The organism is Pseudomonas sp. ANT_J28, from assembly GCF_008370005.1.
GTDB classification, from domain to species: domain Bacteria; phylum Pseudomonadota; class Gammaproteobacteria; order Pseudomonadales; family Pseudomonadaceae; genus Aquipseudomonas; species Aquipseudomonas frigoris.
On record NZ_VOBM01000005.1, the window covers coordinates 37,663 to 50,846 of the forward strand.

Sequence of the window (13,184 nt, forward strand, 5' to 3'; positions counted from 1 at the left end):
AGCGCAAAGGCTGCGATTTTTTTCCGCGAATGTTGTTACAAACTGATCGCCGTCGCTTCGAACCGCACCCGTGGATGGGCAATCCGGTCCTGAGCCCGCACCAGTTCCAGCTCATAGCTGGAGCAAGCCTGGGTTTCCAGCAGCACTTCCTGTACCGCCGACGCGGCGAATTCAAAAGCGGCCACCAGGCTATCGCCCAACAGTACGCGAGCCAGAAACAACCCGGAAGTCAGGTCGCCGACACCCACGGGCTGACGCGGGAACGCCAGCAGCGGACGGCGCAAATGCCAGCTGTCTTCGGCCGTCACCAGCAACATCTCGAAAACATCCCCCGGTTTACCGGGATAGTCCAGATGCTTGACCAGCACAGCCTTCGGACCACGCGCCAGCAACGCTCGCGCCATGGCCAGGCAATCGAACAACGATTGCGGCTTGCGTCCTGAAAAGCTGTCCAGCTCCAGCTGGTTCGGGCACATGAAGTCCGCCACGGCAGCCGCCTCCTCCAGCAGAAAATCACTGACTTCCGCGGGCACGCTGCAACCCTTCTCCGGATGGCCCATCACCGGGTCACACAGATACAGTGCCTTGGGATTCATCGACTTGATCCGCGCCACCCCCGTCAGGATCGCCCGACCCTGGGCAGCACTGCCGAGATAGCCAGACAGCACGGCGTCGCAGTTGCCCAGTTCGCCGATCGCCGCGATGCCTTCGACCAGGTCGGGAATCTGATGCGGCGCCAGCACTTCACCGGCCCACTGGCCATACTGAGTGTGGTTAGAGAACTGCACCGTATTGAGCGGCCACACATTCACCCCGACCCGCTGCATCGGGAAAACCGCGGCGCTGTTGCCAGCGTGGCCGAACACCACGTGGGACTGGATGGCGAGCAGATGGGGCGTACGTTTCATGCGGTGGGTTTTCCGTCAAACGATTGAAATTCAAGCCGCGCAGTATGCGACTAAACGCAGCCTGTACGACAGACCGGCGACGCAGTTAAGCTGACACTATCTTGTTGGAGCAATGTGTTGATGTTGACCCTTGGAAATATCTTCGTCCTGATGCTGCTTGCCACCGGTGGCGCGTGGTTATGGCACAACCATGGCTTGCGCGAGCGCGCGCTGGAGCGGGTCAAGCTGCATTGCACAAAGCTCGGAATCGCGCTGCTGGACGGCAACGTGGCCTTGAAGAAGATTGCGTTCATTAAAGACGCCAACGGCCGACGGCGCCTCGCCCGTGTGTATAACTTCGAATTCACCGTGACCGGTGAAAGCCGTCACAACGGCACCATCACCCAGTTTGGCGCCCACAGTGCGCAGATTGAGCTGGCGCCCTACCCGATGCCGTTCGACGACACGCCTGCGGTGACCGATGTAGTGAAACCGCGTGCTGAGGTGATCGAGATGAGCCAGTGGCGGCAAGAACACACTAAATGGCGTCCTTGATTCAAGTCTTGCTCGACCGGCAGTCGGCTAGATCTCCTTGCAATGAATCAACATCCTGCGGCTCACTGAAAATCAGCTCGATGCGCGAATCACGCCGCCATTCGCTGGGCAGCCAGTCCAACACCGGGTTTTCCAGTGCATTCGCCGAAACCCAACCGTCGACGCTGTGGATAACCAGCTTCGCCCGCCGCCAGGCAAGGCTTTCAAGCCAACGGCCAACTAGCGTCGCATCGAAAGTCTGACTTGGATGCCAACGCCACCCAACACTCCAGCCGCCCTCCTGTTCCTGGCTCAAGCAAATTGGCAGCGTGGGATCGGTCCAAATGGCTGGCAGCTGTGCCAATCCTTTGGGCGCAACGAAGTTATCCACACCCGCTACAGCCTGAACCCCAAGCCCTGGTAACTCACTCAATGGCAACGCGGCTTGCTGCGTCCAGTACAACGGACGCGCCGGCAACTGTGCGGCGATTCGCTGGCGATCAGCGTCGTCGATATTTTTGGCCTTATTCATCAGCAACAACCCGGCGCTGTTCAGCGCTTCCTGTTGCGCCACCGGCAGCAGTTTACCGTCAGCAAGTGCCTGGGCGTCCAGCACCAGCACGCAGGGTTGAACAGCCAACACGCCTTGCCACGGCGCCTCACTCAACTGCCTGAGCAATTGCGCCGGATGTCCCAGCCCGGAGGGCTCGATGAACAGCCGATCCGGCCGCGCCTTGCGCAGCAAACGCCCGAGGCCGATCTGAAACGGCGCACCATTCACGCAACACAAACAGCCCCCGGCCACTTCACCCAGTGCGATACCATCGGCCTCCCGGGTCAGCAACGCAGCGTCGAGGCCGATCTGGCCGAACTCGTTGATCAGTACCGCCCAACGCTCATTCGCCGGCCGCTGCGTCAGCAGGTGCTTGATCAGGCTGGTCTTGCCGGCACCCAATGGGCCAGCAATGACGTGAGTGGGAATGTTCTGCAACATGGTCGAAGTTTTCTGAGGAGGTAAGGATGCGGTTGATGGGATTGTCGTTGCTCCTGGCGCTCACTTCAGGTGAGGCGCTGGCTCAAGCCTGCGTGGTACATAGCACGGCTGCTCGACTCGACGTGAAAGTCTGCCAGCAGAACCGCAACATCCCGGAAAAACTGTTCGCCGATGGTTTCTGCCAGCCGAACCTTCCTGGCCAGAAAGTCGAGGTGCAGTACGTCGACCAATGCCCCACCGGCGCGTTCGGAGTGTGCAGCAACGCCCAAGTCGCCAATATGCCTTACCGGCAGGATATTCACTATTACGGCGTGGCCACGGATGCAGCGTATTTGAAGCCGTTTTGCGAAGCCCAGAGCCAGGGAACCTGGCTCAAGCCGTGAGCCGCTAGCTCAGCCAGTCGAGCGTCAGGATCAGCCGCCGCTCACCGGACGCAAGCTGTGGCGATCGGTGAATAAGGCCGAAGCCTTCGTTACCATGCCATTTCTCGCCTTTGAGCAGCGCGACTTCGCCGCTGGCGATCTGCTCGATCAGCGAATCGTCCTGCGGTTCGGCATCGGCGTTGCCCAGTTGTCGGCGATCCATCGCACTTTCCTTCAGCCACTGGCTGCCGATCCCGCAATACGTGGTGATCAGCCGCACTGGCACGTGATCGACGTGGAAACGCGGGCACATGGCCTTGTCCAGGACCCGCAGGCGCAGGCCGATACGTTTAGCGCCCAGCAAACAGGCGAAAGCACTGACCAGCCAGGAGACGTCGGCGATGAAACCTTCGTAACCTTCGAGATCGCTAAAACCTGAGGCCAATCCGCGAAGATTGGGTTCGGTGTTATCGCTGGGCAGTTCCAGGACCAGCGACTCGGCCAACGGCTCGTTCAGTGACAGCAGCAAACTCCCGAAATCAGCGATGTGCGCCGGCAATTGGCGCTGCCAAACGGCGAGGTTGATGCCGTCATCCAGTATTCGGGTCAGCGCTTGCGGCGTCTCGCCTTGAACCTGACGAATGATCGGCGGCAGTTTCAGACGGGGTGCCAACATCAGGCTGCCGCCTCTTCATGCCACGGGCCAAATGGGTCTGGCATTAATCGCCAGCCCTCGACACCTAACGCCATTTCATCGTCGGTCAACAGGCAATTGTCGAGTTCAGCGGTGAGCTGCGCGAAGTCGATGTTCTGGCCGATGAACACCAGTTCCTGGCGGCAATCGCCGGTGGATGCGGTCCAGTGTTCCATGATCCCGGCGGTGCTTTCTTCGTCCTGCGGCCACTGGGTTTTCGGCACGAAACGCCACCAGCGCCCGGCGAAACCATGGCGCATCAATCCGCCGGCCTGGGACCAGCTACCGGCGTCCATGTGCTTGCTGGCCAACCAGAAGAAACCCTTGGAGCGCAGCAGTTTGCCGTTCACCCACGGGCGGTCGATGAAGCTGAAAAAGCGCTGCGGATGAAACGGTCGGCGTGCTCGGTAAGCCGTCGAGGCGATGCCGTATTCCTCGGTTTCGGGCACGTGTTCGCCACGCAATTCCTGTAACCAGCCCGGCGCCTGAGCGGCCTTCTCGAAGTCGAAACGACCGGTATTCAGGATCTTCGCCAAGGGAATTTCGCCCATGACCATCGGGATGATTTCCGCCTGAGCGTTAAGCCGCTCGAGGATCGCGATCAGCTCCTGGCGTTCGCTGCTACTGATCAAATCGATCTTGCTGATCAGAATCACGTCGGCGAATTCGATCTGCTCGATCAACAGATCGGTGATCGAGCGTTCGTCGTCCTCACCCAAGGTTTCACCACGGGATGCGAGGCTTTCGGCGGCCTGATAGTCGAGCAGGAAGTTCATGCCATCGACCACGGTGACCATGGTGTCGAGCCGGGCGATGTCGGCCAGGCTCTGCCCTTCTTCATCGCGGAAGGTGAAGGTTTCCGCCACGGGCAGCGGCTCGGAAATGCCGGTGGATTCGATCAATAAATAATCAAAGCGACCCTCCTTGGCGAGTTTGCTCACCTCTTCCAGCAAGTCTTCGCGCAAGGTGCAGCAGATGCAGCCATTACTCATCTCCACGAGTTTTTCTTCCGCACGATTCAGGGTGACATCGCGTTGGACTTCGCCGCCATCGATGTTGATTTCGCTCATATCATTGACGATCACGGCGACGCGCAGGTTGTCGCGATTGCGCAGCACGTAGTTGAGCAGCGTACTTTTGCCAGCGCCGAGAAAGCCCGACAGGACGGTTACGGGGAGACGATTGGGCATCAGGTATTCCTCACAGAGATGCCCGGTCGCAGTGTCGGGCTTAACTTGATGTTATAGTATAACAACACAATCAAGCCACTCTCCTCTTGCCCACGATGACAAAGAGCGCGATGCTCGAGCCCGTTCGGTCCGTGAGAAATCCTATGCGTGTAGCCCTGAAAATAATGCTGATGAGCTTTTCGCTGCTGGTCGCTGTCGACGCCTGGGCGCAAATCCCGAGCCTGGCCAAATGCACCCGAAGCGCCAATCTGCTGGCCTGCGTGGATGGCGACGGCAACGCCTACAGCGTCAACACCGTCGGAAGTACGATCTATCTGCGGGGGTTCGAAGCGACCGGAAAACGCCATTGGGCGCAGACCAACAGTCGCTACGGACAACTCACGTTCTTCACCGGGCTTGCTTCCGATGGCGAGGCCTGGGTCGGCTACAACCGTCGCGTCGGCTGGACCACGATCAATCGGTTTTCCAGTTCCGGTGGCAGCAGTGGCAAGTTCACCTGTAGCCGAATTACAGGATGTTAGGCCTGGGATTTCTTCTGCTCTTGCTGCCAAGCGATGTAACTGTTTACCGGCGGACTTTTCTGGAAGTAGCGCTGTAATCCCTCGAACAAGCCATCGGCTACGGCCTGCTGGTGGCGCGCGGTGACCAGTCGCTGACTGTCACGAGCGTTGGAGATGAAGCCGGTTTCCACCAGGATCGACGGCACATCCGGCGACTTCAGCACCGCAAATCCCGCTTGTTCCACGCGCTTCTGATGCAATGTGGTGATGCCCGCCAGACTGCCGAGCACAGTGCTGCCCAGCTGCAAACTGGCGGCGATGGTCGCGTTCATCGACATGTCGAGAATCACCCCGGCGAGCATCGGGTCCTTGTCCTTGAGATTGAGCAGGCTGGTAGCGCCCAGCAGGTCTGCGCCGTTCTCACGTTGCGCCATGAAGCGCGCCGTCGCCGAGGTTGCTCCACCCTCGGACAAGCAGTAGACCGAAGCGCCTGACGCGGTGAGACGCGGTGCGGCATCGGCATGCACCGAGATGAACATGTCGGCGTTGTGCTTGCGAGCGATCTCCACACGCTTGCGCAACGGGACGAAGAAGTCGTCGTTGCGCACCAGTTTCACGTCGAAGCCCTTCTCGCGTTTCAGCCGTTTGGCCAATAGCTGGGCGATGGACAGCACCACGTCTTTCTCACGCTCACCTTTGGCGCCGACCGCACCGGGGTCTTTGCCGCCGTGACCGGGGTCGACCACGACGATGATGTCGCGCTTGGGGTGTGCCTTGTCGATGGGCGCCTGGGGCGCGGCCGCCATTTGTAACGGCGCAGCCGTCTTCAGATCGAGTACCAGTCGATGGCCCTGACCGTCCTGTGGTGGCAGCAAAAAACTGGCGAGCTGCACCGGACCGTTGAGGTCAAGGACGATACGCGTATCACCCTGACCAAATTGTCCGGAGCGGATCGAGCGAATCACAGTGTTGCTGAGCGCCAACTGACTAAAGTCGCCACTGAGGTTGGCGCCTCTCAGATCGATGATCAGCCGTTCGGGAGCGCTCAGGGAAAACGTCTTGTATTGCACCGGCCCACTCAGATCGAACACCAAACGCAGCTTGTCATCCGAACGCCAGAGCCGCGCATTGCGAATCTGCGTGGCCGAAACGCCAAAGGGTAAAGCAAAGGCCGCGCTGGCCAGGATCAGGTTCAACAAGTGACGTCTGTGCATGATGAAAGCCTGTTCATGAAAAAGGCATGGTTGATTTTAATGTAATAACATAACATACAGAATCGACTCCCACGATGGACCTGCTCATGAATGCGCTGACTCTGCCGGATATCGCCGCGCAGGCCTCACGCCAAGCCCTGCCACTCGACTGGGTGGGCATGTGCGGCATTGCTCTTCCTGTTTTGTTCGATGGTCAACGACTGAGTGCAAAAGCCGACGCCGGCGTTAGCCTCGATGATGGAGAGGCGCGCGGGATTCATATGTCGCGGCTGTACTTGGCGCTGGAAATGCTCGAGCAAGAAAATCTGACACCCGCCTTGTTGCGGAAAGTTTTGCAAAGTTTTCTCGAGACTCATGAAGGTCTGTCCAACAGCGCGTACTTAAAAATTCACACCGATTTACTGCTAAAAAGACCGGCGCTGGTCAGTCCATTGGCCGGCTGGAAAACCTATCCAGTGAGCATCGAAGCACGTTTGAAAAACGCGATGTTCCACGTGGAACTAAAAATCGACGTGCCTTATTCCTCGACCTGTCCGTGTTCGGCCGCACTTTCCCGACAGCTGATTCAGCAGCAATTCGTCGATGACTTCGCCAACAAACCGCTGCAACATGCCGATGTGTTGACTTGGCTCGGCTCCACAAAAGGCATCGTCGCAACGCCTCACAGCCAACGGAGCAATGCAAAAATGCGGCTTCGACTGGACGACTATCTGGATGACTTACCGCTGATCGCGATCATCAACGACGCCGAAGCAGCCCTCGGCACCGCCGTACAAACCGCCGTAAAACGCGCCGACGAACAAGCCTTCGCGTTGGCCAACGGTCAAAACCTGATGTTCTGCGAAGACGCCGCCCGACGTTTGAACCTGGCTCTGAAACGCTCCCCCGGCATCAACGCCTTCCACTTACGAGTCGTCCACGCGGAAAGCCTCCACGCCCACGATGCCGTCGCCGAAAGCCGCTGGAATTGGGAGGCCGCATGATCCGTTGCCAAGCCTTGCGTTGGGGTGCACCCGGCCAGCCACTGACTCCACCCGTGGATTTCGAACTGGCCAAAGGAAGTCTCACCGCCGTCATCGGTGCGAACGGTTCGGGAAAAAGCAGCCTGCTGAAAGTCATCGCTGGTTTGCAAAAACCGCTGACCGGCAAAGTCATCCTGGATGTTCCACGCAAGGGCAGCCTCTCGTTCCTTCCACAGCAACAACACCTGGATCGCCAATTCCCCATCAGCCTGCAAGAGTTAGTGGCCGCCGGTTTCTGGGGTAGCACGCAGTCTCCCGAGATACGCAGACAACGCCTCAAAGCTGTGCTGGAAAACTGGTGTCTGAGCGGACTGGAACAGCGCCCATTGATGGCTTTGTCCGGCGGCGAATTACAGCGTTCCCTGCTCGCCCGTTTGAGCCTCGCCGATGCACCATTGCTATTGCTCGACGAACCCCACGCCGCCCTCGACGAGCTCGGTCAGGCACTGCTCTGGAAACACATCCACGCCTGGCATGCCGAAGGCCGAACCCAGCTGATCGTGTGCCATGACCTGGCCGCCGTTCGCCAACACATTCCTCAAACGTTGCTGATCAAAAGCACCGGCTGCGTCCTCGGGTCGAGCGTTGATCTGATCCATCAACAGCCGCAAGCGCGGGTGGCCTGATGCTCGCTGCCGCTCATCTTTGGCAACCGTTCCACGAGTTCGTGTTCATGCGCCGAGCGCTTCTTGGCGGGTTGGTTCTGGCATGCAGCACCGCACCATTGGGCGTGTTTCTGATCCTGCGCCGCATGAGTTTGATCGGCGACGCGGTGGCTCACGGCATTCTGCCGGGGGCCGCATTGGGCTTCTGGTTCGCCGGATTGAGTCTGCCGGCGCTGACCGTCGGCGGCCTCGGTGCCGGTCTCGGCATGGCCGGACTCGCCGCCTGGATCACCCGTCGCACCGGCCTGCGAGAAGACGCCAGCCTCGCCGCGATCTACCCGATCTCCCTTGCCTGCGGTGTGCTGATCCTCGGCATTGCCGGCAAACGTCTGGACCTGTTGCACCTGTTGTTTGGTTCGGCGCTGGCGGTCGATGGCCCGACGTTGACTGGCATGCTCTGGGTCTCCGGCTTCAGCCTGATCGCCATGGCGTTCATCTACAAACCGCTGTTGCTGGACACCCTCGACCCACTCTTTCTGCAAACCGTCAGCCGACTTGGTCCCTTGGCGCACGGCGTATTTCTAACCCTGGTGGTGCTAAATCTGGTGATCGGTTTTCAAGCCATCGGCGCGCTGATGGTCGTCGGTTTGATGATGTTGCCCGCCGCCGCGTCGCGCTTCTGGAGCCGTCGCTTGCCTGTGTTAATAGCCATCGCCGCCCTGCTCGGCTGCCTCTCGGTGTGGCTCGGATTGTTGCTGTCGTTCTACTACTCGCTGCCCAGTGGCCCGGCGATCGTGCTGGTGGCTGGCGGTTTTTATCTGCTGTCCGTGGTGTTCGGGCCGGTGCATGGTTTGCTGCGCCGCCCGCCTTTGCTCACATCCCAATGAGGTGTTACCCGATGCGCGTTTTACTCGTGCTGTTCAGTTTGCTGCTGTCGATGTCGCTGTCTGCTGCGGAAAAACTTCAGGTAGTCACCAGTTTCAGCATCCTCGCCGACATGACCCATCAAGTCGGCGGCGACCATATCCAGATTACCAACATGGTCGTCGCGGATGCCGATGCTCACACGTACGAGCCGACACCTGACGACGCCAAGGCGTTGCTCAAAGCCAAACTCATCATCAAAAACGGCCTGGGTTTCGAGCCATGGCTGGACCGACTGGTGACCAGCACCGAGACCAAAGCGCCAGTGATCAGCGCGAGCCACGGCATCATTCCGCGCTCCCTGGATGAAGATGGCGAGACGATTCCCGACCCGCACGCTTGGCACAATCTGGCGAACGCTGAGCTGTATATCAGCAACATCACCAAGGCACTGATCGTCGCCGACCCGACGAACAAAGCCGACTACGAACGCAACAGCCAGGCCTACCTAAAACAGATCTACGCGCTGCTCGCCGAAGCCAAGGCAAAACTCGGCTCGCTGCCACCGAGCAATCGCAAAATCGTGACGTCCCATGATGCCTTCGGTTATCTCGGTCAGGCTTACGGTATCGACTTCATGGCCCCTCAAGGCCTGTCCACTGAACGCGAACCGTCAGCCGCTGAAGTCGCTGCACTGATCACCCAGATTCGCCAGGCCAAGGTCAAAGCGGTGTTCATGGAAAACATCAAGGATGCACGCCTGCTCAAGCAGATTGCCGATGAAAGCGGCGCGCACATCGGTGGCACGTTGTACTCCGACGCCCTCGCGGCTACCGGTCCGGCCAGCACCTTCGTCGGGTTGTTCGAGTACAACCTGAACACCCTCTACAACGCGTTGAGCAAGCCATGATCCGCAAGAATCCTTCAGGTGATTTGCCGGTGATAGCGGAATCTGCCTACGTGGATAAAACCGCCATCATCTGCGGCAAAGTAGTGATCGGCGAGAACGTCTTCGTCGGTCCTTACGCGGTGATTCGTGCCGACGAAGTGGATGCCTCAGGCGAGATGGAGCCGATCACCATCGGCGCCAACTCGAACATCCAGGATGGCGTGGTGATCCACTCCAAGTCCGGGGCGGCGGTGACCATCGGCGAGTTCAGTTCGATCGCCCACCGCTCGATCGTTCATGGTCCGTGCACGGTTGGCGACCGGGTGTTTATCGGGTTCAACAGCGTGCTGTTCAACTGCGTAGTCGGTGACGGCTGTGTGGTGCGGCACAACTCGGTGGTCGATGGTCGCGACTTGCCCGAAGACTTCTATGTGCCCTCCACCACCCGCATCGGCCCGAAGACAGATCTGTCGCAATTCCCACCGGTGAGCGTCAGCGCCTCGGAGTTTTCCGAGGACGTGGCGCGTACCAACGTCGATCTGGTACGCGGCTACAAAGCCCTGCAGAACGAGTTCTGACCATGAGCAGCGTGCTGATTCGCAATGCCCGGCTGGTGAACGAAGGTCGGGAGTTTGACGGTGATCTGTTGGTGAGTAACGGGCGAATCGTGAAGATCGCCAGCAGCATCCACGGTGAAAATGCCGACGTGGAAATCGATGCACAAGGGCAATGGCTGCTGCCCGGAATGATCGACGACCAAGTGCACTTCCGCGATCCAGGCTCGCCAGACAAGGGCAGTTTCTACACCGAATCGCGGGCTGCGGTAGTCGGTGGAATCACCAGCTTCATGGACATGCCCAACACCAATCCGGCAACCCTGACCCTCCGCGCACTGGCCGACAAAAAGCGTCGAGCGGCGATCAACTCCGTCGCCAATTACGGCTTTCACTTCGGCGTGAGCAACGACAATCTCGACACCGTCGCCAGGCTAAATCCCTGTGAAGTAGCCGGCGTCAAAGTGTTCATGGGCGCTTCGACCGGCAACATGCTGGTCGATGACCCACAGATTCTGGAGCGGCTATTCGCCGAGGTGCCGACCATTTTGTTGGCCCACTGCGAGCACACGCCCAGCATCGACGCCAATGCTGCGAACCTGCGTGACTTGTTCGGCGAACACCTCACAGCTGCGGCCCACCCGCTGATCCGCAACGCCGAGGCTTGCTTTCGCTCCTCCTCAATGGCCGTGGACCTCGCCAGGCGTCACGGCACCCGTTTGCACGTTCTGCACCTGACCACCGCCCGCGAACTGGCGTTGTTCGAAGACAAGCCGCTCGCCCAGAAACGCATCACCGCCGAAGTCTGCCTGCACCACCTGCTGTTCGATGACCGGGACTACCCGAGCCTCGGCAACCTGATCAAGTGCAACCCGGCGATCAAAACCCAGGCCGACCGCGATGCCTTGCGCGAAGCATTGCTGAGCCATCGGCTCGACGTGATCGGCAGCGATCACGCGCCTCACACCTGGGCTGAAAAACAGCGGCCGTACAGTCAGGCGCCTTCCGGTTTGCCATTGGTGCAACATGCCCTGCCCGCGCTGCTGGAATTGGTCGCGGATGAAGTGTTGCCGATCACTACACTCGTGGCCAAGACCAGTCACCGGGTCGCCGATCTGTTCGCCATTCCCGACCGCGGTTATCTGCGCGAAGGCTATTGGGCAGACCTCGTTCTGATCAAACCCGAACCCGGCGGCGTCGCCGTTTCCCAGCAGCCGATCCTGTCTCAATGCGGCTGGACGCCTTTTGTCCGACAGCGTTTTCGCCACAGCGTCAGCACCACGATCGTGTCGGGGCAAATTGCCTGGTACGACAAACGTCTTAATGACAACTGTCAGGGTTTACCACTACGGTTTATGCGCTAGCACTCGAGAGCACCGACATGATTCACATCACCCTGAACGATGGTTCATTGCGTGAATACGACCAGCCACTGTCGGTGTACGAACTCGCCGCGAGTATCGGACCCGGGCTGGCAAAAGCAGCAGTCGCAGGTCGGGTGGACGGCATCTTGGTGGACTGTGAGTTCATGATCGAGGCCGATGCCCGGGTCAGCATCGTCACGCCTCAAGAGCCCGATGGGCTGGAGATCCTGCGACGCTCCTGTGCACTGATGCTGGCCATGGCCGTGAAAAAACTCCATCCACAGGTGCAACTGCACGCAGGAGCGGCGCTGGGCGACGGGTTCTTTCAGGCGTTTTCTGCCGACCGTCCCCTACTGCAGACAGACTTGCCACTGATCGAGGCTCGCATGCAGGTTCTGGCAGCGACCAATCACTCGATTCGCCGTCAAGGAAAGACGCCGCTGTACCGCCTGGGGAACGTCGAATCTACGACCGCTGGCCCGCATGTCCCCGCGACCAGAGTGCTGCAAGCGTTCACCCTCGACCACATCAGCGGTACGTTGCCGCAACGGATTTACGGTACGTGCTGGTCCTGCCAACAGGAGCTGGAAAACTGGCGGACACCGCCGCACGTCATGATCGTCAGCATGGACGAACGTCAGGCGGATTACGCGCAGTCGGTGACCGAGGCATTGCGTCGAAGCGGCGTGCGCGCCCGTGCGGATCTGCGTCACGAGAAAGTCCGCCAAAAGATTCGCGAGCACAGTCAGCACGTGCCCTATCTGGTGGTGATCGGGGAGAAAGAAAAAGAAGGTGGGTTTGTCAGTGTGCGGAGCCGCACAGGTGAAGACTTCGGGAGGATGGGTGTTGAGACGGTGTGTGAGTGGTTGAATCAGACCCGCTCCCACACAGTCATGTAGGGCGCGGGCCTGCTGGCGGACTTTTAAGCTCTTGGCTTAACGGTCCCGCAATCCTGCCCCAACCACACGGCGCGACTATCGAGGCTGCCCTTCTGCTGAATGCCGGTGGCGTTGAACGTGCCATTAACCTTAGTGGTGAACTCACGATCACTGAGGAAAGTGGCGACACCAGTGCCCTGCGCTTTCGGACAGCTGAAGCGGAATTTCCACTGATTCCCGCTGCGGTCAGTGATTTCCTGCTTGCAGCCCGACTGTGGATCGGTCAGCGGAATGTCGTCAGTCTTCACCTGTTCCGGCGTCAAGCAAGCCCGAATCCCTTTGCCGCCCATGGTGATGCCCTGCTTCTCCAGCTGCGCACGCTGTGCCGGGGTCATCTGGCCCTGCAACTGGCCAAGGATCAGCTGCAAATCCGGGAGATTCTGGTCATCGACCTTCATGTTGCTTGTGGTCAATTCCCACAAGCCGGGCTGCAGCATCTGCGCCTGAGCGGCCACAGGAAGTGACAAACCAATAGCCATGGCCAAACCCAGCAGACGAACGTTCATCGAGTAACTCCTGATCAGTTGTGGCCGTTAGACGTCAGCCAGTGGCTTCGGTTCATGGGCCAATTAA

At 59.4% G+C, this 13,184-nt stretch carries 16 protein-coding genes; 10 read left to right on the forward strand and 6 right to left on the reverse strand.

Annotated features, from left to right (window positions below; all coding sequences use genetic code 11):
- Window positions 1–35: 35 nt before the first annotated feature.
- On the reverse strand, window positions 36–908 hold the full coding sequence (gene pdxY / locus FQ187_RS04345; protein WP_149628539.1) for a pyridoxal kinase PdxY: 873 nt from the start codon (window positions 906–908) through the stop codon (window positions 36–38).
- A 120-nt stretch (window positions 909–1,028) separates the two neighbouring features.
- On the opposite strand from pdxY, the gene FQ187_RS04350 reads away from it, so the two are divergent.
- Window positions 1,029–1,442 (forward strand): DUF3301 domain-containing protein, encoded by a 414-nt coding sequence (locus FQ187_RS04350; RefSeq protein WP_149628540.1) that lies wholly within the window; start codon window positions 1,029–1,031, stop codon window positions 1,440–1,442.
- A gap of 1 nt (window position 1,443) precedes the next feature.
- On the opposite strand, the gene FQ187_RS04355 is transcribed toward FQ187_RS04350, so the two are convergent.
- Window positions 1,444–2,415: a GTP-binding protein gene (locus FQ187_RS04355; RefSeq protein WP_149628541.1), complete on the reverse strand. Its 972-nt coding sequence runs from the start codon at window positions 2,413–2,415 to the stop codon at window positions 1,444–1,446.
- A 26-nt stretch (window positions 2,416–2,441) separates the two neighbouring features.
- Between FQ187_RS04355 and FQ187_RS04360 the strand changes: the two genes are divergently transcribed.
- Complete coding sequence (locus FQ187_RS04360) at window positions 2,442–2,798, forward strand: hypothetical protein (RefSeq protein WP_008156668.1); 357 nt, start codon at window positions 2,442–2,444, stop codon at window positions 2,796–2,798.
- A 4-nt stretch (window positions 2,799–2,802) separates the two neighbouring features.
- On the opposite strand, the gene FQ187_RS04365 is transcribed toward FQ187_RS04360, so the two are convergent.
- Window positions 2,803–3,453, reverse strand: a complete 651-nt coding sequence (locus FQ187_RS04365; RefSeq protein ID WP_149628542.1) for a DUF1826 domain-containing protein — start codon at window positions 3,451–3,453, stop codon at window positions 2,803–2,805.
- Window positions 3,453–4,661 carry a zinc metallochaperone GTPase ZigA gene (gene zigA / locus FQ187_RS04370; protein ID WP_149628543.1) on the reverse strand — a complete coding sequence of 403 codons (1,209 nt, stop codon included), beginning with the start codon at window positions 4,659–4,661 and terminating at the stop codon, window positions 3,453–3,455. The genes FQ187_RS04365 and zigA overlap by 1 nt, the downstream gene beginning before the upstream one ends.
- 143 nt (window positions 4,662–4,804) lie before the next feature.
- Between zigA and FQ187_RS04375 the strand changes: the two genes are divergently transcribed.
- Entirely contained in the window at window positions 4,805–5,182 is a 378-nt protein-coding gene (locus FQ187_RS04375; RefSeq protein WP_149628544.1) for a glutamine synthetase, read from the forward strand.
- Here the strand turns inward: FQ187_RS04375 and FQ187_RS04380 are convergent.
- Window positions 5,179–6,375 (reverse strand): N-acetylmuramoyl-L-alanine amidase, encoded by a 1,197-nt coding sequence (locus FQ187_RS04380; RefSeq protein WP_149628545.1) that lies wholly within the window; start codon window positions 6,373–6,375, stop codon window positions 5,179–5,181. The genes FQ187_RS04375 and FQ187_RS04380 overlap by 4 nt on opposite strands.
- Window positions 6,376–6,461: 86 nt before the next feature.
- Between FQ187_RS04380 and folE2 the strand changes: the two genes are divergently transcribed.
- The 7 genes from folE2 to FQ187_RS04415 are packed head-to-tail and all read left to right on the forward strand — an operon-like array spanning window position 6,462 to window position 12,572.
- Window positions 6,462–7,358 (forward strand): GTP cyclohydrolase FolE2, encoded by an 897-nt coding sequence (gene folE2, locus FQ187_RS04385; RefSeq protein ID WP_149628546.1) that lies wholly within the window; start codon window positions 6,462–6,464, stop codon window positions 7,356–7,358.
- Window positions 7,355–8,023, forward strand: coding sequence for a metal ABC transporter ATP-binding protein (locus FQ187_RS04390; RefSeq protein ID WP_149628547.1), 669 nt, complete (start codon window positions 7,355–7,357; stop codon window positions 8,021–8,023). Before folE2 ends, FQ187_RS04390 begins: the two co-directional genes overlap by 4 nt.
- Window positions 8,023–8,889 carry a metal ABC transporter permease gene (locus FQ187_RS04395; RefSeq protein WP_149628548.1) on the forward strand — a complete coding sequence of 289 codons (867 nt, stop codon included), beginning with the start codon at window positions 8,023–8,025 and terminating at the stop codon, window positions 8,887–8,889. The genes FQ187_RS04390 and FQ187_RS04395 overlap by 1 nt, the downstream gene beginning before the upstream one ends.
- Before the next feature lie 11 nt (window positions 8,890–8,900).
- Window positions 8,901–9,776 carry a metal ABC transporter substrate-binding protein gene (locus FQ187_RS04400; protein WP_149628549.1) on the forward strand — a complete coding sequence of 292 codons (876 nt, stop codon included), beginning with the start codon at window positions 8,901–8,903 and terminating at the stop codon, window positions 9,774–9,776.
- The gene (locus tag FQ187_RS04405) at window positions 9,773–10,333 is read left to right on the forward strand and encodes a DapH/DapD/GlmU-related protein (protein WP_149628550.1); all 561 of its coding nucleotides are present in this window, start codon (window positions 9,773–9,775) and stop codon (window positions 10,331–10,333) included. Before FQ187_RS04400 ends, FQ187_RS04405 begins: the two co-directional genes overlap by 4 nt.
- Before the next feature lie 2 nt (window positions 10,334–10,335).
- On the forward strand, window positions 10,336–11,673 hold the full coding sequence (locus tag FQ187_RS04410) for a dihydroorotase (RefSeq protein ID WP_149628551.1): 1,338 nt from the start codon (window positions 10,336–10,338) through the stop codon (window positions 11,671–11,673).
- A 17-nt stretch (window positions 11,674–11,690) separates the two neighbouring features.
- Window positions 11,691–12,572 carry a His/Gly/Thr/Pro-type tRNA ligase C-terminal domain-containing protein gene (locus FQ187_RS04415; RefSeq protein ID WP_149628552.1) on the forward strand — a complete coding sequence of 294 codons (882 nt, stop codon included), beginning with the start codon at window positions 11,691–11,693 and terminating at the stop codon, window positions 12,570–12,572.
- Between the two features lie 23 nt (window positions 12,573–12,595).
- Here FQ187_RS04415 and FQ187_RS04420 read toward each other — a convergent pair whose 3' ends face one another.
- Complete coding sequence (locus FQ187_RS04420) at window positions 12,596–13,117, reverse strand: DUF3617 domain-containing protein (protein WP_149628553.1); 522 nt, start codon at window positions 13,115–13,117, stop codon at window positions 12,596–12,598.
- Window positions 13,118–13,184 lie beyond the last annotated feature (67 nt).